This window comes from Micromonospora sp. LZ34 (assembly GCF_052981855.1).
The window spans coordinates 203,148-227,342 of sequence record NZ_JBRIQN010000006.1 but is presented as its reverse complement, the minus strand read 5'-3'; the positions used below and the strand labels follow the sequence as shown (position 1 = coordinate 227,342).

Genomic DNA, 24,195 nt, shown 5'->3' with positions numbered 1-24,195 from the left:
GCCTCCTTCGTCGTGAGACGTGAGCACCCCGAGCATCCCGCCCGGGACCCACGAGGAGCGAGACCCCGCTCCTTCATCCATCACGCAGGTCCCGAGACCGGTCAGCGGCATGCCAGGACGTTGCTTTGGGCGTTTCAAGACAACGAGAAGATTCCTGGTGCCGGCAAGGATCTGGCGATTGTCAGCTGTCGAACCAGACCACCAGCCGGACGTTGTCCTCACCGTGCTCTTCCGCGAGTTCATGCATGGCATCGAGCACGGCTCGCAGTTCCGGATCACTGCGCAGCACGTCGCCCTGTACGAGCCGCTCAACCCGCCAGAGACGATCGCCGCTGCGCCATTCGGTTCCCTCGGGGTAGCTGCTGCCCCGGCGATCGGCATGCTCACCGGCGACTGCCCGCCAGGCGAGGCCGGTGCCCACGTTGGCCTTGCCGAGCTTGACCAAGCCCCGGCTGGTGATGCGGTACTCGTGTAGGCGGTCGTCCGTAGTCGATGCCGGCCGTTCCCAGTCGATCCGCGCCAACTCTGCCCAGGTGACCCAGGTGTGGTCGTGTTTGGTATCCAGATGAGGGAAGGTGCGGACAGCTTCGCTGGCATCCTCGGGGATTCCTCGCGCGGCCGCGACTGGTTCGAAGCCCGCGTAGTTGCGGACGCCGAAGAGCAGTCCGAACGCGTCGTAGTAGCGGGGAAGCTTGCCCAGATCGGTCCCGGCAAGGATCCACGGCGTGTCAGGGCCATGTGGCCGGAACTCCACGCAACCGGCGATGTCGGTGCCCAAGGGGAATCGCCTCCAGCCGAGCAACGCGGTGGCCAACCAGTTGATCATACTGACCGACATCCGCTCATCGACAGATCGGATAACTGGCACGCCAGCATCGTGGACCGTTGGCGTCACGGTCCGTATCCGGCATGCTCAAGGCCCGGATAACCCGTCAACCGTTTGTCGGGGAGTAGTCGATCTTCCAGTCTGTGTAGACGTCAAGGGTGCCGTCCTGGGCACAGCGGAGTCCGAGCTGACCTAGCGGACCTCACCACTACGCCGGCTCTTCCACGCCCTGATCATCGACCTCGCACGGCGGGCCCTGACGTCATCGCCTGGTCCACTTCCGACGCAGGCATCAAGCCGCCGCCAAGACCAGCCATTACACCCGGCAAGCCCTCACGGAACCCTGAAACGGATCTCCTACTGGAGTACTTGGGCGGCTGGTTTCCAGGACGCCTGGCGGATGGGCATGTCCGCCAGCCAGACGTCGGCCAGGTCGCTGAGTCGGACGTCGAGGGCCTGGCTGAGGCAGACCACAGTGCCGAACGCCGGTGCGGGAAGGCGGCCCGCCTCGATCTTGCGCAACGTCTCGGGGGAGATGCCGGCTGCCAGGGCCACCTCGACGAGGCTGCGGCCGGCCCGCGCGGCCCGGAGGGCGGCTCCGAGGCGCTGGCCTGCTGCGATCTGTTCGGCGGTGAGTGGTTGGCGAACCATGCCAGGAGGATATCCCTCCGGAGCATCCCCGACCGGGCGTGGTATAAAAATACCGCATACGGAGAGGGGGCCTGTCGTGATCGAGCTCAAGTCCGCCGAGGAGATCGGCCGGATGGCGGTGACCGGCCAGTTCGTCGGCGAGCTGCTCGCCGAGCTGAGCGGTGTCGCCGCAGTCGGCGTCAACCTGATAGACCTCGAACACCACGCCCGCCGCCGGATCAAGGAACGCGGCGCCGAATCCTGCTACTGGGACTACGCCCCTTCGTTCGGCCGCGGCCCGTTCCGCAACGTGCTGTGCCTGTCGGTCAACGACGCGGTGCTGCACGGCCTGCCGCACGACTATGTCTTGCGGGACGGTGACCTGCTCAGCATCGACATGGCGGCCGGCATCGACGGTTGGGTCGCCGACTCCGCGCTCTCCGTCATCGTCGGCACCCCCGACCCGGCCGACCTGAAGCTGATCGAGGCCACCGAGGTCGCACTGGAGGCCGGCATCACCGCCGCCCAGCCCGGCGGCCGCCTCGGCGACGTCTCCGCCGCGATCGGCGAGGTCGCCCACTCCTACGGCTACGGCGTCAACGCCGAGTTCGGCGGCCACGGCATCGGCCGCACCATGCACGAGGCCCCGCACGTCTCCAACAACGGCCGCGCCCGCCGCGGCATGAAACTCGCCCCGGGCCTCACCATCGCCATCGAGCCCTGGTTCTGCCGCTCCACCGACAAAATCACGTTCGACAACGACGGCTGGACGATCCGCTCCGCCGACGGCTCCCGCGCCGCCCACTCCGAACACACAGTCGCCATCACGGCTTCCGGCCCCCAGGTCCTGACCCGCCGCCCCACTCACGGCGCCACCTCGGCCGATCCCACCAAAAAGCCCGCCACAGCCTCCTGACCCACCGCCCGCCTCGGGGCGTGACTCAGGGCGTTCCGGGGATGGGGCCAGCAACGGCGACAGCAATCGAGGCGCGTGACACCGACCCGAGACGGAAGCCGGCGGTCGCAACGGCCGATGCGAGCCGGCGACCGCCGTTGCTCGGAGTCCAGGTGTTGTAGACCGTCAGCTGCCCGCCGGTGAACGGGAAACCGACAGCGAGACTGCCGTCTGCCATGGTTCCCCCGACCCACTCAAGCGGCTCGGCGTGGTCGAGCTGCTGGCCTCCAGGGATCCGCCTATCCGCGTCGGAGGCCCTGACCGGTGTGGTACGACTGCCGTAATAAGGCGCGAGGCGGACGGAAACGGGTGGAAGATGACGGTCGCTGGCTTGCGTGGCCTGCTCCGCGACCGCGAGGGGGAGCTCCTTCTCGACCTGGTTTACGTCTTCGCGCTCACCCGGATCTCGGAGCGGTTGATCGTAGATTTCAGCACTCAGCGGCAGGTCGTTCTGCCGGAATTCGGTCAGACGGCGTTGTTGCTGCTGGCACTCTGGTTGACCTGGGTTCGCGCGGCGATCGTGACCAGCGCCTTCGATCCGCAAAAATGGGCGATCCGGCTCGTGTGCGTCATGGTCATGTTCGGCACCATGATCATGGCCGTTACACTGCCCTTTGCGACCGGCGATCGAGCCGTGGTCTTCGCGGTCACCTACGTCACCATCCAACTCGGCAAGCCCGTCGTGCTCCTGCTCGGCCGGTACGACCGTGAACGGCACAGCCCCGCGCGGGCGCTCTGCTGGGCAGCGGTATCCGCCGGACCCTGGATCGCCGGGGCGGTTCTCTTCCCGCAGAGTCCCGCGCGCGGGGTCCTGTGGACGCTGGCGTTGGCGCTGGACTACACGGGACTCGTCCACGGCTGGCCCGTTCCGGGACTTGGCCGCACCCGTATCGAAGACTGGAAGCTCGCCGGCGAGCACATCGCCGAGCGTTTTCAGCAGTTCATCGTCATCGCGCTCGGCGAGACGATCCTGCTCACGGGAATAACGTTCGCCGAGGAGTTCACCCCCGATCGGGTGGTGCCGAGCGTCGTGTCCTTCGCCACCACGATCCTGATGTGGCGAATCTACTTCCACCGTGCTGGGGCGGTGTTGCCCGCCGCCATCGAGGCCATCCCCAGCCCAGCCCGCCTCGGTCGGTCTGCGTTTCACACCCATCTGATCATCGTGACCGGCATCCTCGCCACCGGCGTCGGCCACGCACTGGTCATCCATCATCCGGTCCTGCACGAGGATCCGCTGTGGCTCGCCGTCATCCTGGGTGGGCCCGCGCTGTTCCTGGTCGGGCGGTCCCGCCTCGAGTACGAGGTGTTCGCCCGGGTGTCCGCGTCCCGGGTCATCGGACTCCTCGCGCTTGCCGCTCTGACGCCGGTGATGGTCCGCCTGCCGCCGCTGTTCGCCACCAGCGCCGCAGCCATCGTCCTGGCCGGGGTCGCGGCGTGGGACACGATACGCGAGCGGAAGCACCCAGGTGAGGAACCCTCACCGCCAGGGTCGACCCGACGGCGACGCTGACCGCAACCGAGGCAGGCGATTCCGGATCGCATCCGACACTGGCTCCCACACGAGCGAGGTCAGTGCGAACCCTGCTACGTGTCGTGCTGTCGGCGCACCATCTCGCTGATCCAGATGGGCGCGAACGGAGACGTGCAGCCCGGGGAAGTCGGGTAGTCCTTGAGCACCTCCAGGCGCTCACCGATGTCGAGTGCACGGGCGCGCTGCTCGGCGTGGTCGATCCCGATCTGCGCCAGGCAGTGGTTCATCGCCCACTGCAGGCGATCCGGGGCGTCTTTCATCTCCGCCTCGATGACGTCGAGCAGTCCCGCGAGGTCCAGGCCCTCGGGCTTCTTCGCCACGCGTTCGGTGGTCAGCGCCCAACCGGCACTCGCGACCACGGGATCCGGATCGGCGAACCAGGCCAGGCGCAGCTCCTCGGAGTGCGGGTTCTTCTTCACCACGTAGTTCACGAGCCAGTCGTGCACCTTGGGTGTGCGCGCCTCGCGCACCATGGCGTCCAACTCGTCACGCCCGAACGCCTTCGGGCGGCAGATCAGGATCGCCAGCAGTCTCGCCGCGGTGTCATCCGTCTCCCAGAGCTGGCACGCGAGTTCCTGCTGCGTCTTCAGCCGCTTCGCGAGCGCGCGCAGCTTGCTGAGGTTCACACCGTGATCGTCACCGTGTTTCTCGTTCACCTGGCGTGCCTTCGGGTCCTCGAGCTCGGCCAGCTCGGCCATCACCTCGGCCACCGTCGTCCCGGTCAGCGTCGTCTCCGCCACCTCAGCCTCCTGTCCATCACGTGCGAGATGCAGCCTACGACCGACGTCGGCCTCCTGTCGTACACGCGTGGAGCATGGCGGGTGTCAGCGCGGCCAGCACGAGCAGCCCGATTGAGACCGGCCCTGACCTCTTTCGCCGCTCCCACGTCAGGCATCGAACAGATGATCCAGACTGGCTGTGGTCGACCGCCAGCCCGCGGGTCACCTCGCCGCGGGTCAGCTCCATGATCGTCGGGGAGCCTCCGCCCGATCGGCGGGCGGGAGAGAGGGGCAGGCATGTCAACGGAGCCGGAGCCAGGGCTGGCGCCCGAGCACATGCGAACCAGATATCAGGGTGAGCCGGTCCTGCTCACGGTCGACGGGCAGGACTTCCGCGTCCGTGCCCGGGCCGAGGAGCCCAGCGGGTACGACTTCGACTGGCTCAACGGGCCGCACGACTACGGCTTCGGGCTCTCCGGGCCTGCCGCGATGAGCCGGCCCGAGATGGAGCGGGCCATCCGCGACTTCCTCGCTCAGATCGACCCCGCCACCGGGTACCTGAAGGAGTAGCCCGGCCGGGACCGGCGGGGCGCGGCCTGCTCGGGTTCAGAGCGCTGCTTGTCTGTCACGAACACTAGCCTCGCGGCATGTCGTCCACCCGACTCACCCGTGCCGCGGCCCGGCGCATCGCGGTCCGCGCGCAGCTGCTCGACGCCCGCCGGCCGGCCGACCTTCTCGGGGTCGTCCGGCAGCTGACGTTCCTGCAACTGGATCCCACGGCCGCGGTGGCGCCCAGCGCAGACCTCGTCGCGTGGGGCCGCCTCGGCGCCGGATACCGGCCGGCCGACCTGCAACGGGCCCTCGAACGTGATCGGGCGCTGTTCGAGCACCGCGCCATGGTGCGGCCGATGACCGACCTCGGGCTCCACCTGGCGGAGACGGCCGCCTGGCCTCAGGAGGCGCGGCGGCGGGACTGGTTGCGGGCCAACGACGCGTTCCGCCGGTACGTGCTCGATCTGCTGCGCGACTCCGGGCCCCTGCTGTCGCGCGACGTGCCGGATCGCAGTGTGGTGCCCTGGCCGTCCACCGGTTGGACGAACAACCGCAACGTCACCCAGATGCTCGAGTTCCTCGCCGCCCGCGGCGAGATCGCCATCTCCGACCGCGTCGGGCGGCAGCGGCGGTGGGACCTGGCCGAGCGGGTCTACCCGGCGGGCACGCCGGTCGTCCCGGCGGAGGAGGCCCGCCGAATCCGCGACGAGCGACTGCTGCGGTCCCTCGGCATCGCCCGCCCGTCGGTCGTCGGGGAGGCGGGGGAGCCGGTCGAGGTGGAGGGCACCTCCGGTGTGTGGCGGGTCGATCCCACGGCGGTCGGTGAGCCGTTCGCCGGGCGTACCGCGCTGCTGTCGCCGTTCGACCGGCTCGTCCACGACCGGCGGCGGGCACTCGAGCTCTTCGGCTTCGATTACCGCTTGGAGATGTACGTGCCCAAGGGGAAGCGGCGCTGGGGCTACTTCGCGCTGCCCGTGCTGCATCACGATCGACTGATCGGCAAGGTGGACGCCACGGCCGATCGCAGGGGATCGGTCCTGAGGGTGGACGCCATCCACCAGGACGTCGGCTTCACCGCTGCCATGACCGCGGCCGTGCACGCCGAACTCGACGCGCTGGCGTCCTGGCTCGGCCTGTCCGCCGTCGACCTTGCGACGTCCGCGCGGGAGGTGTACGGGACCCATCCGGGGGTAGTCGCCGCGGTCGGTGCGACGAGGGTCGGGAGGTCTGGTGGAGACGTACCCCGCCGTGGAGGCCCACGGCCTGATCGGTGACCTGCAGACCGCGGCGCTGATCACCAAGGACGGGACCCTGGACTGGTTCTGCGCGCCTCGTTTCGACTCGCCGAGCATCTTCGGCGGACTGCTCGACCGGCGGAAGGGCGGCCACTTCCAGGTCTCGCCGTACGGCATCGACTACCGGAGCACGCAGCTCTACCTGCCCGGCACGCCGGTCCTGATCACCCGGTTCCTCAGCGCGGAGGGCGTGGGCGAGCTGATCGACTTCATGCCCGTCGCCGGGGACCGCGCCACCGACCGGCACCGCCTGGTCCGGCTGCTCCGCGTCGTCCGGGGCACCATGACGTTCCGGGTCGACTGCCGGCCCGCGTTCAACTACGGGCGGGACCCGTACGAGCTGGAGGGTCACGAGGGCGGCGTCATCTTCCGCAGCCGTACGATCTCGCTCACTCTGAACGTGGTCCGCTTCAACGAGCGCCTGCCCGGTGAACGGGACGGCAGGAGCAGCAGCGCCGAAGGCGTCCAGGTGATCGGCACGCTCCGCGAGGGCCAGGCCGGGGGCGTGGTCCTGGACACCGGGTCGTCGGAGCCGCCGCGCGCCTACGCCCCGGAGGAGGCGCGGGAACTGCTCGAGCAGACCCGCGACTTCTGGCGGCGCTGGCTCGCCCGCTCCCAGTACAGCGGCCGGTGGCGGGAGATGGTCGAGCGGTCCGCGATGACGCTGAAGCTCATGACGTACGCCCCGACCGGCGCGCTGATCGCCTCGCCCACCGCCGGGCTGCCGGAACAGGTCGGCGGGGCGCGCAACTGGGACTACCGCTACACCTGGGTCCGCGACGCCTCCTTCTCGGTGCACGCGCTGCTCAGCCTGGGCTTCACCGACGAGGCGCGCGGGTACCTGCGCTGGCTCAACGACCGGGTCCGGGAGGCGGAGGACGAGCGGTCGCCGTTGCAGATCATGTACCGCGTCGACGGCTCACCCGACCTCACCGAGGAGGTGCTCGACCACCTGGAGGGCTACCGGGGCTCGGCGCCGGTTCGGGTGGGCAACGGCGCCGCCAGCCAACTGCAACTCGACATCTACGGTGAGGTGCTCAACGCGATGCACCTCGCCGACGCCCGGGGTCTGCACATGTCCCACCAGGAATGGCTGAACACGGTCCGCGTGGTGGACTGGCTCTGTGACAACTGGGACCAGCCCGAGGACGGGATCTGGGAGACCCGGGCCGGCCGCCAGGACTTCACCTACGGGCGGCTGATGTCCTGGGTGGCGTTCGACCGGGCGCTGCGCCTCTCGCACCGCCTCGGCCGGCCGGGCGGCACCACCCGGTGGACCAACGCGCGCAACGGCGCCTACGAGCAGGTCATGTCCCGCGGCTTCCACTCCGGGCGCGGCGCCTTCACGCGGCACTACGCCACCGAGGTCCTGGACGCGGCGCTGCTCGTCATGCCGTCCGTCGACTTCGTGGCGCCCACCGACCCGATGTGGCAGTCGACCCTGCGGGTGATGGACGCCGAACTCGTCTCCGACAGCCTCGTCTACCGGTACGACCCGGCCGCCTCACCCGACGGTCTCCCCGGCAATGAGGGCACCTTCAGCGTGTGCACCTTCTGGTACGTCGAGGCGCTCGCCCGGTCCGGGCGGCTCGACGACGCGCGGCTGACCTTCGAGAAGATGCTCACCTACAGCAGCCAGCTCGGGCTCTACTCCGAGGAGATCGCTCCCGACGGGGAGCAGATCGGCAACTTCCCGCAGGCGTTCAGCCACCTGTCCCTGATCAGCACGGCGGGGTACCTCGACCGGCTCCTCGCGGGGAGGGCCTGACCGGTCCATCCGGAGCCGCCGGTCGCGGACACCGGCGTGATCGCGCGTGAGCCGCCGGACCTACCGAGCACCGATGCGGGCCGCGACGCTCGCCCGGTAGTGCGGGCATTCGGTGAGGTCGTCGTGCTCGCACCGCAGCGCCACCTCGACGATCTCCAACGACGCCCGGGCCCGGGCGATCCGCTCGAGCAGGGCGGCGCGCTGCCGGGCCAGGATCCGGCGGCGCGCGGCGGGATCCTGCTCGTCGAGCACGGCGCGGACGTCGTCCAGGCTGAAGCCCGCCTCCTTGGCTCGCAGGATGGTCGCGATCCGGTACAGGTTGGCGGGGCCGTAACGCCGCCGGCCGGCCACGCCCCGGGCGGGGGAGAGCAGCCCGACGGAATCCCAGTGCCGCAGCACATGGGTGGGCAGGCCGAACCGGGCGGCGATCTCGCCGATGCTCAGCTCTTCTTGGCCGCTGCTTGACTTCATGTCGACATGAAGTCGCAGGATCGGCGGCATGTCAACGTACGCCGAGGTGGACCGGCTGATCCGGCTGCTCGACGCCGCCGACGCCCGCCTGGACGCGGTGGCGCTGCGCGCCCGCTCGTACGCCCTGCTGGGCCTGGCCGCAGGCGCGGCCGTGGTCGACGTCGGCTGCGGGACCGGCCGCGCGGTGGCGGAGTTGGCCGCGCGGGGGGTGCGCCCGGTCGGCGTCGACCTGGACCCCCGGATGATCGCGGTGGCCCGCGACCGGCTGCCGGGGGCGGACCTGCGGGTGGCGGACGCCTGCGCGCTGCCGCTGCCGGACGGCGCGGTCCGCGGCTACCGCGCCGACAAGGTCCTCCACGACCTCGCCGAGCCCGAGCGGGCGCTCGCCGAGGCGCGGCGGGTGCTCGCTCCGGGCGGCCGGATCGTGCTGGTCGGTCAGGACTGGGACACCGTCGTCGTCGACTCCGACCAGCCCGCGCTCACCCGCGCCGTCGTGCACGCCCGGGCCGATCGCGTCGCGAGCCCTCGGGCCGCCCGTGGCTACCGCGCCCTGCTGCTGGACGCCGGCTTCGTGGCGCCCGAGGTGGAGGTGCACACCTGGGTGCGCACGGGCGAGGACGTGCTGCCGGTGTTGGCCGGGTTCGCCGGCGCCGCGGTCGCGGCTGGCGCGATCGGTCCGGCCCAGGCGGAGCTCTGGCTCGCCGACCAGCGGCAGCGGGCCGCGGGACCGGGCCTTCCTCGCCCTCCCGCTCTTCGTGGCCGCCGCGCGCCGCGGATGACCGGGCGACGCCGGTGGCGTGGACCGGACCGGCGTCGTCAACCGATGGTTGACGACACGGCTGCGTCAACTTAGGGTTGACGCATGACCAATCCGATACCCATGAGCAACCCCGTCCGGCTCGACGACCTGATCGAGGCGATCAAGAAGGCGCACACTGACGCCCTCGACCAGCTCTCCGACGCGGTCATCGTCGCCGACCACCTGGGCGACGTGGCCGACCACCTGATCGGCCACTTCGTGGACCAGGCCCGCCGCTCCGGCGCCTCCTGGACGGAGATCGGCCGCAGCATGGGCGTGACCAAGCAGGCCGCGCAGAAGCGCTTCGTGCCCAAGGCCGCCGACACCCCGCTCGACCCGGAGCAGGGCTTCAGCCGGTTCACCCCGCGCGCCCGCAACGTGGTGATGGCGTCGCAGGAGGAGGCGCGGGCCACCGGGCACGCCGAGATCCGCCCCGAGCACCTGGTGCTGGGGCTGCTCAGCGAGCCGGAGGCGCTGGCCGCGAAGGCGATCGTCGCGCAGGGCGTAGCGCTGGAGCGGGTCCGCGAGGCCGCGACCGCCGCGCTGCCGCCGTCCTCGGCGCAGGTGCCCGACCTGATCCCGTACGACGCGCAGGGCAAGAAGGCGCTGGAGCTGACCTTCCGTGAGGCGCTCCGGCTGGGGCACAACTACATCGGCAACGAACACATCCTGCTCGCCCTGCTGGAGCTGGAGAACGGCAGCGGTGTGCTGGCCGGCCTCGGCGTCGACAAGGCCGCCGCCGAGGCCACGCTCGTCGCGGCGCTCGAAGCCGTGGCGAAGAAGGCCTCCTGACCGCTGCGGTCAGGATGCGGCGGGGAAGCCGTACCGGGCGGCGTGCTCCGGGTCGGCCGGATCGATCTGGCGGATCCCGGCGTCGGCGAGGCGCTTGTTGACCTCGTCGAGCCGCTCCCGCACGAGACGGGCCTCCTCCTCGGTCACCCGGCCCCGGTGCGGCTTGCCCGCGTGCTCGATCGTGCCGTAGTCGAGCCGCTCGGCGCCGCGGCGGGCCTTGGGCGGGCGGACCCGCTCGGCGGTCCGGAGCAGCTGCGCCATCGGCACGTCGGTCGCCATCGCGTCGAACTCGCTCGCGGTCAGCACCACCCGCCGCGGCTCGCCGCCGCCGTGCCGGTCGTGGATCTCGACCACCGCGACATCCAGCGCGGCGTCGTCGATGCTCTCCACCTCGACCGGCGTGGCGTCCAGTCGCACGGGCCCGGCCACCAGGTCAGGGTGCTCCAGCACGACGACGCGGACCACCTCGTCGTCGGGCTGCAGGACCGTGCCGCTGAAGTCGGAGACGTGGATCGTCTTCTTGCCCATGCGCGGAGCTTCTCCTGTCGTAGGCCGGGATTCCGGACCACAAGAAATTACCCGACAGGTGTGCGAAAGCCCCCGCTGGACCACCCGGGTGTGTCGCCGTACGGGTGTCAGCGGGTGTTGAGGCCAGGGCGGGTGGAGGCGCCGGCCGGCAGCTTGTTCAGCTCGCCCCAGGGCAGCGCGTCGGCGGCGGCCCGGTTGCCCCGGTACGGCGGCTGGCCCGGGAACCGTCCGGCGGCCTCGGGGGTCCGCCAGAGGCGCTGGGTGTCCTGCTGGTACCGGTCATTCGGCTGATTCGGCATGACCATTACCGTCCCAAAGAAAGGTGTACATGTATGGAAATGAATATGACGCGGGATCGATGGATCAGGTTCCCGCGACCGGCAGCCGGACCACGAACCGGCACCCGTCGGTGAGGTTCTGTACGTCTACCCGCCCGCCGTGCGCCTCAATCAGCCCGCGCACGATCGCCAGGCCCAGCCCGCCCGAACCGGCCGGATGCCCGTTGCCCGGCCGCGGCGTGCGCGCCGGCTCGCCCCGGAACGCCACGTCGAAGACCCGGGGCAGGTCCGCCTCCGGGATCCCGCCGCAGGTGTCCGCCACCGCCAGCCAGGCGGCGTCGGCGTCGCGTCCGGCGTCCACCCGGACAGTGCCGTCCTCGGGGGTGTAGCGGACCGCGTTGAGCAGCAGGTTGCCCACCACCCGGGCCAGCTCCGGCTCGCTGGCCAGCACGGTCGGCCAGCCCGTCTCCGGGGCGACCAGCCGGATCCGCCGGGCGGCGGCCAGTGGCGCCGTGCCGGCCAGCGCGTCGGAGACCACGTCACCGAGCGGCACCGCCGACAGCGACAGCCGCAGCGCGCCGGCGTTGATCCGGGACAGCTCGAACAGGTCGTCCACCAGCCGGGTCATCCGGTCGGTCTCCACCCGGATCCGGCGGTGGTACTCGGCGACCGTCTCCGGGCTGCGTACCACCCGGTCCTCCAGCGCCTCGGCCATCGCCCGCAGCCCGGCCAGCGGGGTGCGCAGGTCGTGCGACACCCAGGCGACCAGGTCGCGCCGCCCCTGCTCGATCCGCCGCTCCCGCTCCCGCGCCTGGTCGGCCCAGACCGCCGCGGCGGCGAGCCGGCGGGCGAAGAGCCAACCGACCGCGAGGCTGACCACCGCCGCCGCGGAGACGGTGATCAGCACCACCTCCAGGTCGTGCGCGGAGAGGAACATCGCCTCGGCGACCACGGCCACGCCGGCCACCACCGCGGTCACGGTCACCGCCAGCAGCACCACGATGTGGACGGTGATCGACCGGCCACGCAGCAGTCGCAGGGTGAGCGCGCCGGCGGCGCCGACGCAGAGCGCCGCGGCGAGCGCCGCCGCGAAGATCAGGGCCAGGTCACGCATCGGTCGGCTCGTACCGGTAGCCCACGCCCCAGACGGTCACGATCCGCCGGGGGTCGGCCGGGTCGGCCTCCACCTTCTCGCGCAGTCGCCGTACGTGCACGGTCACCGTCGACTGGTCGCCGAAGCTCCAGCCCCACACCCGCTCCAGCAGCTCTGCCCGGCGGAACGCCCGCGCCGGATGCCGCATCAGGTGCGCCAACAGGTCGAACTCGCGCAGGGTGAGCGCCAGCTCGCGGCCGTGCAACCGGGCGATCCGGGGGCCGGTGAGCACCTCCAGCCCGCCGTCGACGAGCACCTCGGGCACCGTCCCGGGTGGCTCGCCGCCCGCCCGGCGCAGCACCGAGCGCACGCGCAGCACCAGCTCGCGGGGGGAGAACGGCTTGCCCAGGTAGTCGTCCGCGCCCAGTTGCAGGCCGAGGATCCGGTCGGCCTCGTCGCCCCGGGCGGTGAGCATGACGATGGGTACGCCGTCCGGCCGCGCCCGCAGCCGCCGGCACACCTCCAGGCCGTCGAGCACCGGCAGCATCAGGTCGAGGACGACGAGGTCGGGCGGCTCCGCGGCGACCGCGGCCAGCGCGGCGGCCCCGTCGCCGACGTGGTCGACCCGGTAGCCGGCGTGCTCCAGGTAGCGGCAGACCACGTCGCTGACCGTCCGGTCGTCGTCGACGACCAGCACCCGCTGGGTCACCCGGCACCTCCCTCGCGCCGGGCCAGCGTAGCCAGGGGTGCGCCGCGGCAGGTGTTGCGATGTCCTTACGGTTCGGGGCAGGCAGTGGCGAGGGTCACTGTACGGATACCCCTAGGGGGTATATGGTCGGTGGCATGGACAACGCGAACCTGACCCGACTGGCGATCACCGCGACGTTGCACTGCCTCACCGGATGCGCCATCGGCGAGGTGCTCGGCATGGTCATCGGCACCGCGCTCGGCTGGTCCGATCTCGGCACCATCGCGCTGGCGGTCGGCCTGGCCTTCCTCTTCGGCTACTCGCTCACCATCCGGCCGGTGCTCCGCTCCGGCGTGCCGCTGCGGGCGGCGGTCAAGGTGGCGCTGGTCGCCGACACCGTCAGCATCGCCGTGATGGAGGTGGTCGACAACGGCGTCATGCTGGCCATTCCCGGGGCCATGGAGGCGGGCCTGAGCAGCTGGGTGTTCTGGGCCAGCCTGGCCGGCGCCCTCGCGGTGGCCTTCGTGGTCACCGTGCCGGTCAACCGCGCGCTGATCGCCCGCGGCCGTGGCCACGCGGTGACCCACCGGTACCACGCCGGGCACGACCACCCGACGTCCGCGGGCGGGCACCACGCCGGCCACTCCGCCGGTCACGCCGGTCACGAGGCCGACCACGCCGATCACCGAGCCGGTCACGCGGGCCACGACGCGGGTCACCTCGGGCACTGACCGGTTCGGTACGCCGGGCGAAGCCGCCCGGCGTACGGTGATCGGCGGGTTCCGGCCCCGCGACGGCCGGCGGTGCGGGGAGGTGAGCCGATGCTCGACCGGCGGCTGCACCTGCACCTGGCCACCTGGCTCGGGCAGTGGCCCGCCGGCCCGGGGCTGCACGTGGTCGGCTCGCACCGCCGGACCCGGCCGGCGTGGGACGGCCGACTCCGGCCGGCGATCGCGGTCCGGGCCGGCGTGGGCACCGTGCTGTCGGTGCCACCGGACCGCGTCCCGGCGGTCCGGGACCTGGCCCGGCGACCGGACCGGCTGCTGCCGGAGTTGCCGGCGGCGGTGGGCCACCGGGGCTGGGCGGTGCACGACGACGTCTTCCGGTGGAGCGTGGCACCGGCCCCGCTGCCCGACGTGGGGGAGTGGACCTCCCCCGGGGAGCCGGGGCTGCCTGCCTGGCTGCGGCTGTTCGACCGGGCGGTGCTGGTGGTCCGCGACGAACGGGGCCGCTACCTGGCCGGAGTCGGGATCAAGCGGCACGACGCGTACGGGCACGAGCTGGCGGTGGGAACCGTGCCCGCGGCCCGCAACCGGGGCCTGGCCCGCCGCCTCGTCGCCCAGGCGGCCCGCCGGGTGCTCGACGACGGGGCTGTCCCGACCTACCTGCACGATCGCGGCAACTCCGCCTCGGCCCGGGTGGCGGCCGCGGCCGGCTTCCCGGACCGGGGGTGGCGGTCGTTCGGGGTCTACCCGACCTGACCGGCGCGGCGGCACCGGGGACGGCAGGGCGCGGACCGTGGATCCCGGGCCGGATCCACGGTCCGCAGCCTCCCCCCAGGTTCCCGTGGGTACGCGACGCTGATTACGCTACGTATCGGCAGACTCGACGGCAAGATGCCAGCACTCGCTTCGGAGTGTCGAATAGCGGACTTGACCTGGAAGGGAGCCGGAGAGGTCGGCCGGGCGGGTCAGTGACGCAGCGTGCGAATGAGGTCGAGGACCTGCCGGGTGACCGGCCGGAGCACCCGCAACCGGGACAGCGCCACCAGCCGGTCGACGAGCGGCACCGCCCCGTCGATCAGCTGCCGGGTCCTGACCTGCTCCGGTGACCGGTCGTAGACCCAGTAGAGGATCACCCCCATGTACGCCAGCCAGAGCAGCTCCGGCAGCTCGGGGCGGAGTTCGGCGTCCACCTTGGCGGTGGAGCCGTCCAGCACCTCGGCGAAGAGCCCGATCGCCGCCTGGCGCGGCGCCGAGGACTCCGCGGAGAACGGGCTCAGCGGGGAGGTCGGCTCGGCCGCCGTCTTGAAGAAGCTGGCGGCGAAGCCGTGCGAGGGGGTGAGCACGTCTATGCCGGCGTGCAGCGCCCCGGCGAGCCGGGCGGCGAAGTCCGACTCGCGGTCGAGCACCGGCCGCGCCGCCGCCCGGTGCTCCTCCTGCGAGCGGGTGTAGAACTCCTGGATCAGGTGGTCTTTGGAACCGAAGTAGTAGTAGGCGTTGCCCACCGCCACCCCGGCCTCCTGCGCGATGGCCCGCATGGTGGTCCGGGCGTACCCGCGCTCGCGGAACAGCCGCATCGCGGTGTCCAGGATGAGCTGCCGGGTCTGCTCGCCCCGGGCGGTCGCCGGCTCACCCGCAGCGGTCGTCGGCGCAGTCTGCTCGGTCATCGGGGCCACCGTAACCCGCCGGTTCGCCCACCGGCTCCGACCACGGCTCGCGGACCCGTTCACGGACCGCGGAGGCGGTGGCCACCAGGCGCCGGGCCAGCGGCAGCAGATGCGGGCGGGCCAGCCGTTCCGCCGTCGCCCGGTGGTCGGCGAGCGCCCACAGGCAGGCGAACCAGGCGCCGTCGCCGGCGTACACCTCGCCGGTGTCCGCGACCACGGTCAGGTCGCGCAGGGTCGCGTCGTGGTCCAGGCCGGGGAATCGCCGCCGGGCCTCCGCCGAGCCGGCCGGCACGAACTCCAGGGGTACGAGCTGGGGGCGGGACGCCAGCCAGGTGCGGGCGGCCCGGCACAGCGGGCAGTGCGCGTCGAACAGGACGGTGAACCCCCGGATGCCACCGCCGGAGTGCGCGGTGGCATCCGGAAGCCCGCCCGGCCCGTCGGCCGGGAGGCTCATCGGCCCGACGCGGGCGGGGTCGGCCCGGCGTCCGGCTGGCCGCCGCTCACCGGGCCGGGCTGCGGCCGGGGGCCGGGGGCGTACGGGCCGGCCTGCGGGTGCGGGCCGGCCGGGTAGCCGGTGCGCGGGACGGGCGGCACGGCCAGCTGGCCGACCGGGGCGAGCGGTGGGTGGGTGGCGAGCTGGCGGAGCCGGCCCCGGCGGTACCGGTTGAGCGCGAAGACGTTGAAGAAGTGCAGCGCGCCGAGCACCAGCAGCACCAGGCCGACCTTGAGCGACAGCTCCTCCATCGCCTCGCTGGTGGAGCGCACCGGGTCGGGGTGCTTCATCGCCACCGTGACGTAGCCGAGGTTGAGCAGGTAGAAGCCGACCACCAGCAGGCTGTTCACCGCCTTGGCGAGGCGTTCGTCGGCGAACACCTCCTCGAGGAAGACCAGTCCGTTGCGGGACAGCGCCCGGGCCACCCAGACGGTCAGCCCGATGCTGACCGCCAGATAGACCAGATACATCCAGACCTTGGTGTCCATCCCGACTCCTTCTTGAACGCGTTCAAATCCGCTTGGGGTCAGCGTAGGGGAAGAGTTGAACGTGTTCAAGAAGGTTGCCGTGGATGGCCGTTGGTCGGGCGGGTGGGTATGGTCGGCTGGCACCGGCGCGGACGCCGGCGGCGAGGCTCTCCCCGTGAGGCGGTGGACGCACGTGCAGGCGCGGGACGCGGAGCGGCGGCAGGTGGTCCTGCGACCGACCGGTGAAGTCGACATGTCCACCGCCGACGCCTTGGAGGCGGCGCTGCTTGACGCGGTGCGGCAGGCCGGGGTCGGTGAGGTCGTCGTCGACCTCGGTGACGTCGGCTTTCTCGACTCCAGCGGGGTCCGGGTGCTGGTCCACGGCGTGGCCGTGGCCCGGGAGCACGACGTGACGCTCCGGGTGACCCGGCCGCAGCCGGTGGTGGCCCGGGTGCTGCGAATCACCTCGGTCGACACCCTGCTCGGGCTCGCCGACGGCGACAGTGGACGGTCCGCCGACGGCGACAGCGGACGGCCCGCCGGCGGTGGCTGGCGCGGGTTGCACTGACCGGCCGTAGCGGGTCGGCGGTGTCAGGCCGGGCCGGTCGGCCCGCCGCTCGGCGATCAGGGTTCGGCGTTCGCGGCCGCCTCGGCCGACCACTCCACCAGCAGCAGCGTGGCGTCGTCCCGGCCCGGCCCGACCTGGTGCTCGGCGACCGCGTGGGCCAGCCGGCGCAGGACCTCGGGTGCCGGCAGACCGGAGCTGATGTGCCGCTCGGCGAGATCGGCCAGCCGGGGCAGGCCGAACAGTTCCCCGGTGGCGCTGCGCGCCTCGGTCACCCCGTCGGTGTGCAGCAGCAGCCGGTCCCCCCGCTCCAGCCGGATCTGCGCCGTGTCGACCCGGTCGGCCAGGCCGAGCGGGAGGCGCCGGCCCTCGGTCAGCTCCTGCACGACCCGTCCCCCGCGCAGCAGCACCGGCGCCGGGTGCCCGGCGACGACGTACCGGAGCAGACCGGTGGCGGTGTCGAACTCGGCCAGCACCCCGGTGACGAAGCGGGCGTCCCGCCACTGGCCGGCGATCGCGGCGTCCACCGCCCGGGCCAGCCCGGAAAGATCGGTGCCGGCCCGCCGGGCCGCCCGTAGGGCGGAGAGCGCGACCGAGGTGGTGAGCACGGCCGGCAGGCCGCGGCCCACCCCGTCCAGGATCGCCAGCGACACGATCCCGTCGTTCAGCGCGTAGTCGAACGCGTCCCCGCCGACCTCGTAGCACGGTTCCAGCAGGGCGCTGATCGCCGCCTCCGGGCTGGCGAAGGTCAGCGGCGGCAGCAGGTGCCAGAGCAACTCGGCGGAGACCGCCATCGGGCGGCTGCGCCGGGCCCGGTGCAGGGTGTCACCGTACGCGATCTTGCTGGTCACCAGGTGCCCGACGAGTCCGGCGATCAGCCGGCACCCGTCCTGCAGCGACCGGTCGGCCGGATCCACCCCGGCCGGCGGGACGAACTCCAGCAGCCCCAGCCGGTCGGTGCCGTTCACGATCGGCACCCAGAGCCGGGGCGGCGGCCCCTGCCCGATGTGCACCTCGACGTGGGTGAAGGCACGGCCGGCCAGGCTGCTGTCGATCGGCAGCGGCTCCGGCACCGGCCGGCCGGGCTCGGGCAGCGGACGCAGGTCGCACTGCTCGACGTCGACCAGGTAGACGGTCGCCGCGACGCCCAGTGGCCGCAGCACGGCACCGACCGCCACCGGCAGCTCGTCCGGCGGCAACCGATGCGACCGGGAGACGAGGTCGGCCAGCGCCCGGTGCCAGGGGTCGGTGGCGGTCATTCGACCCGGATACCCCGGTCCGACCCGATCAATGCCGCCCGGCCGGGCCGGGCCGGCTTCCGGCTGGCGGCGGTGCCCGGCGGGCGGCCGGGAAACACCGGCCCGCCCGGCCGGGGCTCAGCCGGCCAGCCCGAGCGCCTCGGCGGCGGCCCGGCCGTTGGCGTGGCTCGCGCCGTAGGTGGTGACGAAGGCCCGGACGCCGGCCGGCCGCCAGCTCGCCGGCCAGCCCATCTCGACCACGGTCACCGGGTGCTCGGCGGCCAACGCGGACACCAGCTCGGGACCGCCGGGCAGCCGGTGCAGGTGCCGGCCGACCAGCACGATCGGCCGGGACCCGGCCAGCCCGCGCAGGGTGGCCGGGTCGGTCTCGGCGGCGACCACCCGGATCTCCTCCGCGTCGGCCAGGTGCGGCCCGAGGCCCCAGGGCACCCGGCCCTCGGCGATGGTGGAGGCGGCATGCACCTGGACCACCAGCGGCCGGTCCAGCCCGGTCAGCGTGCCCTCGACCCGGACGGCGCGGCGGGCCGCCGCGTACCCCAGGTCGATGGCGGCAGCGGAGACGCCGCCGGCGGCGCCGGTCCAGGCGGCCAGCGCCGCGGCCCGGCCGGCGGCCTCCTCCACCCGGGACCGGTCCAGCCGGCCGTCGGCGAGCGCCGCGACGATCTCGGCGACGACCCGTTCGACCAGCTCTGCGTCCACCTGGGCGCCGATGCAGAGCAGGTCGGCGCCGGCGGCCAGGGCCCGGACGGCGGCCGGACCCACCCCGCCCGCGGCGACCGCGGCGCCCTTCATCTCCAGCGCGTCGGTGATCACGGTGCCGGTGAAGCCGTACTCGCCGCGGAGCAGGTCGACCAGGACGGCCCGGCTGAAGGTGGCGGGGCCGTCGCCGGTCAGCGCCGGCACCCGGATGTGCGCGGTCATCACCGCCCGCGCGCCGGCGGCCACCACCGCGGCGAACGGCGGCAGGTCGCGCTGGCGCAGCACGTCGACCGGCACGTCCACGGTGGGCAGTTCGTGGTGCGAGTCGGCGACCGTGGCGCCGTGCCCGGGGAAGTGCTTGGCGCAGGCGGCGACGCCGGCGGCCTGGAGCCCGGCCACCGCCGCGGCGGAGTGGGCGGCGACCCGGACCGGGTCGGCCCCGAAGGAGCGGGTGCCGATCACCGGGTTCTCGTCGGCGGTGTTGACGTCGACCGTCGGGGCGAGGTTGACGGTGATGCCGAGCGCGGCCAGTTCGGCCCCGATCGCCTCGTAGACGCGCCGGGTGAGGGCCACGTCGCCGATCGCCCCGAGCGCGGCGTTGCCGGGATAGGGGCTGCCGGTGGCATGGGCGAGCCGGGTGACGTCGCCCCCCTCCTCGTCGATGGCGATCAGTACGTCGGCGCGACCGGCCCGCAGCGCGGCGGTGCTGGCCGCCACCTGGGCCGGGTTGTGCACGTTGGTGCCGAACAGGGTGTGCCCGGCGAGCCCCTCGGCGACCAGGTCGACCGCCCAGTCCGGCGGCACCGGGCCCGGGTACGCGGCGAGCAGCGTGCCGAGCGCGAGCCGGCGCAGTCCTGGATCGAGCCCCACGTGATCTCCCCTTTCGGTGCCCGGCGGCACGGACGTGGCGACGGAGGCGGCCGTCCCGGCGGTGCGGTGGTGCCGGGTCGTCCGAGTTCTCCGGTCCCGGGTGGCCGATACGCTACGGCTACCCGCTCACCGGTCGGTTTACAGTTAGCAAAGTTTATAGAAGCTGAAGGACGTGGCATGAGTGCGACCCGGTTGCCCGGTACCCCCCGCCTCCTGCGGGCGCTCAACGACCGCGCCGCGCTGGAGCTGCTGCTGGAGCAGGGGCCGCTGACCCGGGCCCGGCTCGGCGAGCTGACCGGGCTGTCCAAGGTCACCGCCTCCCAGCTGGTCGAACGGCTGGAGGAGCGGGGGCTGGTCACCCGGGTCGGCGAGCAGGCCGGCGGGCGGGGACCGAACGCCCAGCTCTACGCGGTGCGGCCGGGCAGCGCGCACGTGGTCGGGGTGGACGTCGGCCCGGACCGGGTGGTCGCCGCCTGCGCGGACATCACCGGGGCGGTGATCGGCCGGGTCGAGCAGTCCACCCGGGACACCGACGACCCGGTCGGCGTGGTGCACAACGCGGTCGTCCAGGCGGCCAGCAGCGCCCAGGCGCAGCTGTCGAGCGTGCGGCGGATCGTGCTCGGCACCCCCGGCCTGGTGGACCCGGCCACCGGCGACATCACCTTCGCCTTCAACCTGCCACGCTGGCACAGCGGACTGCTCGCCGCGCTCCGCGACGACCTGCACACCCCGGTGGTCTTCGAGAACGACGTCAACCTGGCCGCGGTCGCCGAGGCGCAGTCCGGCGCGGCCCGCGGGGTGTCGGACTTCGTGCTGGTCTGGGTGGGCGCCGGCGTCGGTCTGGCGATCATGCTCGGGGGACGGCTGCACCACGGCAGCAGCGGCGCCGCGGGCGAGATCGGCTACCTGCCGGTTCCCGGCGCGCCCATCCCGCGCGACGTGTCCAGCCGGGCCAAGCCCGCGTTCCAGCAGCTGGTCGGCGGGGACGCGGTGCGCGCGCTGGCGCGCGAGCACGGCTACCCGGACGACAGCTCGGCCGGCGCAGTGCGCGCGGCGATCGCGGACGGCACGGCGGGCGGCCCGCTGCTCGACGAGCTGGCCCGGCGGCTGGCGCTCGGCGTGGCCAGCACCTGCGTGGTGCTGGACCCGCCGCTGGTGGTGCTCGCCGGCGAGGTCGGCCAGGCGGGCGGGGTGGCGCTGGCCGAGCGGGTGCAGCACGAGGTGGCGGCGATCACGCTGGTGCGGCCCCGGGTGGTGCCGACCGGGCTGACCGAGGAGCCGATCCTCAACGGCGCGCTGCGGACCGCGCTGGACGCCGTCCGCGACGAGGTCTTCGGCTCCACCGTCGGTTGACCCGGCCGCCGGGCGGCCGCCCGCCGTCGCCGAACCGGCGGGGCGAGCGTCGTCGCCCGCGCCGCCGTCCGTCATGTGAAGGAATTCTTCACCATCGGTCGGGGTGCTGCAAGGTCTTGCCGCACCCCGACCGGGTGTCCACGCAGCTCAGATCAGGTCGCGCCGGCGGAACACGGCGAAGGCCGCCGCGGTGAGCGCGGCGGTCAGCGTGAGCAGCACGACCAGTGCCGGCGCCCAGGTCAGCGCGTAGAAGCCGTCGCAGTTGCCGTCGAAGACGCGCACGCAGGCCTGGTTGTCCCAGAACTCGGCCCGCCCGGTCAGCCAGGCGGCCAGGTGGCTGGAGAGCATCAGCTGGTCGGGCCGGGCCACCTCCAGGATCTCGAATACCAGCCGGGCGCCGAGCTCCCACACCACCAGGTAGGCGGCGACCGCGCCGAGCGCCGCCGAGGTGTGCCGGCCCAGCGTGGCGATGGCGAAGCCGAGCACGGTGGCCAGCAGCACCAGCACCAGGCCCCGACCCCAGATGACTCCCAGCGACCGCCAGAACTCGTCGTCGAGCCGGCCCGGTTGCCCGGCGGTCTGCCCGATGAACCAGAAGGCGGCCAGGTAGACCGCCGAGGCGAGCAGCGACAGCGCCAGCACCCCGCCGAGCAGCGTGCCCAGCTTGGCCCCGAGCACGGTCATCCGGCGCGGACGCCAGAGCAGCAGGTTGACCACGCCGCCGGAGTTCAGGTCGGCGCCGATGTAGGAGGCGCCCACCAGGAAGCCGAAGAGGACCAGGAAGGCGATCAGGAAGTAGAGCAGCGGCCGGGCCTCCTCGGCGAAGGTGAACACCCCGACCAGGTAGTCGGCGGCCACCGGCAGCCGCTCCCGCAGCGCCGGGTCCACCTCGCTGCAGTTGGGCGGGTAGTACTGGTCGGCCTGCTCCGGCGGCAGCACGCCGCGTTCGCGGGCGAGGCACTGCTCGTGGACGACCTCCAGGTTGCGCCGCTCCTCGGCCGCCTGCTGCTGGGCCTGCGCCAGCTCGGCGGCGGTGGGCCGGTGGGAGCCGGCCAGGGTGGTCGCCGCGGTGATGCCGAAGGCCAGCACCAGCAGGACGACCATGAGTTGCACGAAGCGCCGGGCGCCCAGCCGCTCCAGCTCGGCACGGACCAGGTTCACGCGTCCACCTCTCTGGCCTCGCCGACCCCCGCGTCGACGTCGATCATCGCGTTCCGTGCCGGGTCGTCGGGCAGCACCGAGTCGTCCACCTGCCGGGGCACCCCCGGATGGCCGGCCGTGCCGGTCAGCTCCAGGAAGACGCTCTCCAGGTCCGGCCGCAGCGGGGTCAGCTCGCGTACCCAGATGCCCTGCTCGCCGAGGGTGCGGCTGACCACCGTCGGGTCGGCGACGTCGGCCACCGTGAGGTGGTCGTCGTCGTGCCCGGTGACGGTCAGCCCGGCGGCGCCCAGCAGCTCGACCGCCCGCGCCGCCTCGGCCACCCGGACCAGGAACTCGTGCCGGTCGAAGCCGGCCAGCACCTCGTCCACCCGGCCGGCCGCCACCCGCCGGCCCCGAGAGATGATCGTGACGTGGTCACAGATCAGCTGGATCTCGGCCAGGATGTGGCTGGACACCAGCACGGTCACCCCGGCCGCGGCCAGCGACCGCATCAGGTCCCGCATCTCCCGGATGCCGGCCGGGTCCAGCCCGTTCGCCGGCTCGTCGAGGATCAGCAGCTCCGGGTTCTTGAGCAGGGCGGACGCCACTGCCAGGCGCTGCTTCATGCCGAGCGAGTAGCCCTTGACCCGCTCGTGGCCGCGGTCGTACAGCCCGACCTGCGCCAGCACCTCGTCGACCCGGGAGACGGGAACGCCGCCGGCGCGGGCCAGCAGCCGCAGCGTGCGGTGGGCGGTGAAGTTGCCGAAGAACTGGGGGCTCTCCACGATCGCCCCGACCCGGCCGGAGACCCGGGACAGCCGCTCCGGCGACCGCTCGCCGAGCACCGTCATCCGCCCCGCGTCGGCGCGGACCAGCCCGAGCAGGGCGCGCAGCGTGGTGGTCTTGCCCGAGCCGTTCGGGCCGAGGAAGCCGTGGATCTGGCCGGTCTCCACGAGCAGGTCGAAGCCGTCGACCGCCACCCGGCGACCGTGTCGCAGGCTGTGGAAGGTCTTGCGCAGACCCTCGATCTCGATGACCGCGCTCATCCGCGCGGCTCCGTGCTCCGACCGGGCATGGACCGTCCTTCACATAGGGTGACCAACGACACGGCGCCTCACCCTAAGGCCGGCACGCCGCCCGTGGGGGGCACCGCGGGCCTGCGTGGTTGGATGGTCGGGTGACTGGTGACCTGATCCCCGGCGCCCGCGGCGCCGCACCCGCACCCTCGCCCGTGGACGCGGATCTGGTGGTCAGCCTCGACGGCGTCGGCGTACGCCGGTCCGGCACCGCCCTGCTGCACGACGTGACCTGGCGGGTCGAGCTGGACGAGCGCTGGGTCGTGCTCGGCCCGAACGGCGCCGGCAAGACCACCCTGCTCAACCTCGCGGCCGGCCGGCTGCACCCGACCACCGGCACCGCGTACGTGCTCGGCGAACGGATCGGCCGGACCGACGTCACCGAGCTGCGCACCCGCATCGGGCTCTCCACCGCCGCGCTCGCCGAGCGGGTGCCCGCCGACGAGCGGGTCAGCGACGTGGTGCTCACCGCCGCCTGGTCGGTGGTCGGCCGGTGGCGGGAGAACTACGACCCGACCGACGAGGCGCGGGCCCGCGCGCTGCTCGGCCAGCTCGGCGTCGGCGGCCTCGCCGACCGCAGCTACGGCACCCTGTCCGAGGGGGAGCGCAAGCGGGTGCAGATCGCCCGGGCCCTGATGACCGACCCGGAGCTGCTGCTGCTGGACGAGCCCGCGGCCGGGCTCGATCTGGGCGGCCGGGAGGACCTGGTGGGCCGGCTGGCCGAGCTGGCCCAGGACCCGGACGCCCCGGCGCTGGTGCTGGTCACCCACCACGTGGAGGAGATCCCGCCCGGCTTCACCCACGCGCTGCTGCTGCGCGAGGGAGCCGTGGCGGCCCAGGGCCTGCTCGGCGAGACGCTCACCGGCGACAACCTCACCAAGACCTTCGGCCTGCCGCTGGTGGTCCAGCGCTCCGGCGACCGGTACACCGCCCGCGCGGCCTGAGGCCGCGGGAAG

27 protein-coding genes and 1 pseudogene are annotated in these 24,195 nt (G+C 72.9%); 13 read left to right on the top strand and 15 right to left on the bottom strand.

Annotation, left to right across the window (positions count from 1 at the left end):
* Positions 1-181: 181 nt before the first annotated feature.
* Positions 182-868, bottom strand: a complete 687-nt coding sequence (locus ACVCAH_RS10190; protein ID WP_447135811.1) for a hypothetical protein — start codon at positions 866-868, stop codon at positions 182-184.
* A 166-nt stretch (positions 869-1,034) separates the two neighbouring features.
* Between ACVCAH_RS10190 and ACVCAH_RS10185 the strand changes: the two are divergent.
* A pseudogene (locus tag ACVCAH_RS10185) lies at positions 1,035-1,173 on the top strand (IS701 family transposase); the annotation flags it as partial.
* Positions 1,174-1,183: 10 nt separating this feature from the next.
* On the opposite strand, the gene ACVCAH_RS10180 reads toward ACVCAH_RS10185, so the two are convergent.
* A complete protein-coding gene (locus ACVCAH_RS10180; protein ID WP_447135810.1) occupies positions 1,184-1,477 on the bottom strand; it encodes a helix-turn-helix domain-containing protein in 294 nt (97 codons plus the stop codon).
* Between the two features lie 76 nt (positions 1,478-1,553).
* Here ACVCAH_RS10180 and map point away from each other — a divergent pair, with 76 nt between their 5' ends.
* Positions 1,554-2,372: a type I methionyl aminopeptidase gene (gene map / locus ACVCAH_RS10175; protein WP_447135809.1), complete on the top strand. Its 819-nt coding sequence runs from the start codon at positions 1,554-1,556 to the stop codon at positions 2,370-2,372.
* Positions 2,373-2,727: 355 nt separating this feature from the next.
* Positions 2,728-3,924: a low temperature requirement protein A gene (locus tag ACVCAH_RS10170; RefSeq protein ID WP_447135808.1), complete on the top strand. Its 1,197-nt coding sequence runs from the start codon at positions 2,728-2,730 to the stop codon at positions 3,922-3,924.
* 74 nt (positions 3,925-3,998) lie between these two features.
* Here the strand turns inward: ACVCAH_RS10170 and ACVCAH_RS10165 are convergent, their stop codons facing one another.
* On the bottom strand, positions 3,999-4,685 hold the full coding sequence (locus ACVCAH_RS10165; protein WP_447135807.1) for a DNA alkylation repair protein: 687 nt from the start codon (positions 4,683-4,685) through the stop codon (positions 3,999-4,001).
* Positions 4,686-4,961: 276 nt separating this feature from the next.
* Between ACVCAH_RS10165 and ACVCAH_RS10160 the strand changes: the two genes are divergently transcribed.
* The 3 genes from ACVCAH_RS10160 to ACVCAH_RS10150 all read left to right on the top strand — a co-directional run bounded on the left by ACVCAH_RS10160 (position 4,962) and on the right by ACVCAH_RS10150 (position 8,279).
* Positions 4,962-5,234: a hypothetical protein gene (locus tag ACVCAH_RS10160; RefSeq protein WP_447135806.1), complete on the top strand. Its 273-nt coding sequence runs from the start codon at positions 4,962-4,964 to the stop codon at positions 5,232-5,234.
* Between the two features lie 77 nt (positions 5,235-5,311).
* A complete protein-coding gene (locus ACVCAH_RS10155; protein WP_447135805.1) occupies positions 5,312-6,490 on the top strand; it encodes a DNA glycosylase AlkZ-like family protein in 1,179 nt (392 codons plus the stop codon).
* The gene (locus tag ACVCAH_RS10150; protein ID WP_447135804.1) at positions 6,447-8,279 is read left to right on the top strand and encodes a glycoside hydrolase family 15 protein; all 1,833 of its coding nucleotides are present in this window, start codon (positions 6,447-6,449) and stop codon (positions 8,277-8,279) included. The genes ACVCAH_RS10155 and ACVCAH_RS10150 overlap by 44 nt, the downstream gene beginning before the upstream one ends.
* Positions 8,280-8,339: 60 nt before the next feature.
* On the opposite strand, the gene ACVCAH_RS10145 is transcribed toward ACVCAH_RS10150, so the two are convergent.
* Positions 8,340-8,750: a MerR family transcriptional regulator gene (locus ACVCAH_RS10145; RefSeq protein ID WP_447135803.1), complete on the bottom strand. Its 411-nt coding sequence runs from the start codon at positions 8,748-8,750 to the stop codon at positions 8,340-8,342.
* Between the two features lie 28 nt (positions 8,751-8,778).
* On the opposite strand from ACVCAH_RS10145, the gene ACVCAH_RS10140 reads away from it, so the two are divergent.
* Positions 8,779-9,603, top strand: coding sequence for a methyltransferase domain-containing protein (locus ACVCAH_RS10140; protein ID WP_447135802.1), 825 nt, complete (start codon positions 8,779-8,781; stop codon positions 9,601-9,603).
* A gap of 9 nt (positions 9,604-9,612) precedes the next feature.
* Positions 9,613-10,341 carry a Clp protease N-terminal domain-containing protein gene (locus tag ACVCAH_RS10135; RefSeq protein WP_447135801.1) on the top strand — a complete coding sequence of 243 codons (729 nt, stop codon included), beginning with the start codon at positions 9,613-9,615 and terminating at the stop codon, positions 10,339-10,341.
* Between the two features lie 9 nt (positions 10,342-10,350).
* On the opposite strand, the gene ACVCAH_RS10130 is transcribed toward ACVCAH_RS10135, so the two are convergent.
* The 4 genes from ACVCAH_RS10130 to ACVCAH_RS10115 form a co-directional block, all read right to left on the bottom strand.
* Positions 10,351-10,869, bottom strand: a complete 519-nt coding sequence (locus ACVCAH_RS10130; protein ID WP_447135800.1) for a hypothetical protein — start codon at positions 10,867-10,869, stop codon at positions 10,351-10,353.
* A 107-nt stretch (positions 10,870-10,976) separates the two neighbouring features.
* On the bottom strand, positions 10,977-11,168 hold the full coding sequence (locus ACVCAH_RS10125; RefSeq protein WP_447135799.1) for a DNA repair protein: 192 nt from the start codon (positions 11,166-11,168) through the stop codon (positions 10,977-10,979).
* Between the two features lie 64 nt (positions 11,169-11,232).
* Positions 11,233-12,261, bottom strand: coding sequence for a sensor histidine kinase (locus ACVCAH_RS10120; protein WP_447135798.1), 1,029 nt, complete (start codon positions 12,259-12,261; stop codon positions 11,233-11,235).
* The gene (locus ACVCAH_RS10115; protein WP_447135797.1) at positions 12,254-12,949 is read right to left on the bottom strand and encodes a response regulator transcription factor; all 696 of its coding nucleotides are present in this window, start codon (positions 12,947-12,949) and stop codon (positions 12,254-12,256) included. Before ACVCAH_RS10115 ends, ACVCAH_RS10120 begins: the two co-directional genes overlap by 8 nt.
* 134 nt (positions 12,950-13,083) lie before the next feature.
* On the opposite strand from ACVCAH_RS10115, the gene ACVCAH_RS10110 reads away from it, so the two are divergent.
* Both ACVCAH_RS10110 and ACVCAH_RS10105 read left to right on the top strand, forming a co-directional pair.
* Complete coding sequence (locus tag ACVCAH_RS10110) at positions 13,084-13,659, top strand: DUF4396 domain-containing protein (RefSeq protein WP_447135796.1); 576 nt, start codon at positions 13,084-13,086, stop codon at positions 13,657-13,659.
* Positions 13,660-13,749: 90 nt separating this feature from the next.
* Positions 13,750-14,409 (top strand): GNAT family N-acetyltransferase, encoded by a 660-nt coding sequence (locus ACVCAH_RS10105; protein WP_447135795.1) that lies wholly within the window; start codon positions 13,750-13,752, stop codon positions 14,407-14,409.
* Positions 14,410-14,618: 209 nt separating this feature from the next.
* Here the strand turns inward: ACVCAH_RS10105 and ACVCAH_RS10100 are convergent, their stop codons facing one another.
* Genes ACVCAH_RS10100 through ACVCAH_RS10090 form a run of 3 tightly spaced genes read right to left on the bottom strand, consistent with a single transcriptional unit; the run spans position 14,619 to position 16,298 of the window.
* Positions 14,619-15,317, bottom strand: coding sequence for a TetR family transcriptional regulator (locus ACVCAH_RS10100; protein WP_447135794.1), 699 nt, complete (start codon positions 15,315-15,317; stop codon positions 14,619-14,621).
* Positions 15,280-15,771 (bottom strand): thiol-disulfide oxidoreductase DCC family protein, encoded by a 492-nt coding sequence (locus tag ACVCAH_RS10095; RefSeq protein WP_447135793.1) that lies wholly within the window; start codon positions 15,769-15,771, stop codon positions 15,280-15,282. Before ACVCAH_RS10095 ends, ACVCAH_RS10100 begins: the two co-directional genes overlap by 38 nt.
* Positions 15,768-16,298 carry a hypothetical protein gene (locus ACVCAH_RS10090; protein ID WP_447135792.1) on the bottom strand — a complete coding sequence of 177 codons (531 nt, stop codon included), beginning with the start codon at positions 16,296-16,298 and terminating at the stop codon, positions 15,768-15,770. Before ACVCAH_RS10090 ends, ACVCAH_RS10095 begins: the two co-directional genes overlap by 4 nt.
* A gap of 154 nt (positions 16,299-16,452) precedes the next feature.
* On the opposite strand from ACVCAH_RS10090, the gene ACVCAH_RS10085 reads away from it, so the two are divergent.
* Positions 16,453-16,845: an STAS domain-containing protein gene (locus ACVCAH_RS10085; RefSeq protein WP_447135791.1), complete on the top strand. Its 393-nt coding sequence runs from the start codon at positions 16,453-16,455 to the stop codon at positions 16,843-16,845.
* Between the two features lie 56 nt (positions 16,846-16,901).
* On the opposite strand, the gene ACVCAH_RS10080 is transcribed toward ACVCAH_RS10085, so the two are convergent.
* Positions 16,902-18,101, bottom strand: a complete 1,200-nt coding sequence (locus tag ACVCAH_RS10080; RefSeq protein ID WP_447135790.1) for a PP2C family protein-serine/threonine phosphatase — start codon at positions 18,099-18,101, stop codon at positions 16,902-16,904.
* 117 nt (positions 18,102-18,218) lie between these two features.
* Complete coding sequence (locus ACVCAH_RS10075) at positions 18,219-19,670, bottom strand: glycoside hydrolase family 3 N-terminal domain-containing protein (RefSeq protein ID WP_447135789.1); 1,452 nt, start codon at positions 19,668-19,670, stop codon at positions 18,219-18,221.
* A gap of 177 nt (positions 19,671-19,847) precedes the next feature.
* On the opposite strand from ACVCAH_RS10075, the gene ACVCAH_RS10070 reads away from it, so the two are divergent.
* On the top strand, positions 19,848-21,023 hold the full coding sequence (locus ACVCAH_RS10070; protein WP_447135788.1) for an ROK family transcriptional regulator: 1,176 nt from the start codon (positions 19,848-19,850) through the stop codon (positions 21,021-21,023).
* A gap of 147 nt (positions 21,024-21,170) precedes the next feature.
* Here ACVCAH_RS10070 and ACVCAH_RS10065 read toward each other — a convergent pair whose 3' ends face one another.
* Complete coding sequence (locus tag ACVCAH_RS10065) at positions 21,171-22,184, bottom strand: ABC transporter permease subunit (protein WP_447135787.1); 1,014 nt, start codon at positions 22,182-22,184, stop codon at positions 21,171-21,173.
* Positions 22,181-23,209 carry an ABC transporter ATP-binding protein gene (locus ACVCAH_RS10060; protein ID WP_447135786.1) on the bottom strand — a complete coding sequence of 343 codons (1,029 nt, stop codon included), beginning with the start codon at positions 23,207-23,209 and terminating at the stop codon, positions 22,181-22,183. Before ACVCAH_RS10060 ends, ACVCAH_RS10065 begins: the two co-directional genes overlap by 4 nt.
* A gap of 131 nt (positions 23,210-23,340) precedes the next feature.
* On the opposite strand from ACVCAH_RS10060, the gene ACVCAH_RS10055 reads away from it, so the two are divergent.
* Complete coding sequence (locus ACVCAH_RS10055; RefSeq protein WP_447135785.1) at positions 23,341-24,183, top strand: ABC transporter ATP-binding protein; 843 nt, start codon at positions 23,341-23,343, stop codon at positions 24,181-24,183.
* Positions 24,184-24,195 lie beyond the last annotated feature (12 nt).

Coding starts and splice junctions, on each gene's coding strand:
- ACVCAH_RS10170 (WP_447135808.1), top strand. CDS start 2,728: ATGACGGTCGCTGGCTTGCGTGGCCTGCTCCGCGACCGCGAGGGGGAG.
- ACVCAH_RS10130 (WP_447135800.1), bottom strand. CDS start 10,869: ATGGGCAAGAAGACGATCCACGTCTCCGACTTCAGCGGCACGGTCCTG.
- ACVCAH_RS10125 (WP_447135799.1), bottom strand. CDS start 11,168: ATGCCGAATCAGCCGAATGACCGGTACCAGCAGGACACCCAGCGCCTC.
- ACVCAH_RS10155 (WP_447135805.1), top strand. CDS start 5,312: ATGTCGTCCACCCGACTCACCCGTGCCGCGGCCCGGCGCATCGCGGTC.
- ACVCAH_RS10100 (WP_447135794.1), bottom strand. CDS start 15,317: ATGACCGAGCAGACTGCGCCGACGACCGCTGCGGGTGAGCCGGCGACC.
- ACVCAH_RS10110 (WP_447135796.1), top strand. CDS start 13,084: ATGGACAACGCGAACCTGACCCGACTGGCGATCACCGCGACGTTGCAC.
- ACVCAH_RS10090 (WP_447135792.1), bottom strand. CDS start 16,298: ATGGACACCAAGGTCTGGATGTATCTGGTCTATCTGGCGGTCAGCATC.
- ACVCAH_RS10060 (WP_447135786.1), bottom strand. CDS start 23,209: ATGAGCGCGGTCATCGAGATCGAGGGTCTGCGCAAGACCTTCCACAGC.
- ACVCAH_RS10145 (WP_447135803.1), bottom strand. CDS start 8,750: ATGAAGTCAAGCAGCGGCCAAGAAGAGCTGAGCATCGGCGAGATCGCC.
- ACVCAH_RS10120 (WP_447135798.1), bottom strand. CDS start 12,261: ATGCGTGACCTGGCCCTGATCTTCGCGGCGGCGCTCGCCGCGGCGCTC.
- ACVCAH_RS10105 (WP_447135795.1), top strand. CDS start 13,750: ATGCTCGACCGGCGGCTGCACCTGCACCTGGCCACCTGGCTCGGGCAG.
- ACVCAH_RS10180 (WP_447135810.1), bottom strand. CDS start 1,477: ATGGTTCGCCAACCACTCACCGCCGAACAGATCGCAGCAGGCCAGCGC.
- ACVCAH_RS10070 (WP_447135788.1), top strand. CDS start 19,848: ATGAGTGCGACCCGGTTGCCCGGTACCCCCCGCCTCCTGCGGGCGCTC.
- ACVCAH_RS10140 (WP_447135802.1), top strand. CDS start 8,779: ATGTCAACGTACGCCGAGGTGGACCGGCTGATCCGGCTGCTCGACGCC.
- ACVCAH_RS10095 (WP_447135793.1), bottom strand. CDS start 15,771: ATGAGCCTCCCGGCCGACGGGCCGGGCGGGCTTCCGGATGCCACCGCG.
- ACVCAH_RS10135 (WP_447135801.1), top strand. CDS start 9,613: ATGACCAATCCGATACCCATGAGCAACCCCGTCCGGCTCGACGACCTG.
- ACVCAH_RS10080 (WP_447135790.1), bottom strand. CDS start 18,101: ATGACCGCCACCGACCCCTGGCACCGGGCGCTGGCCGACCTCGTCTCC.
- ACVCAH_RS10160 (WP_447135806.1), top strand. CDS start 4,962: ATGTCAACGGAGCCGGAGCCAGGGCTGGCGCCCGAGCACATGCGAACC.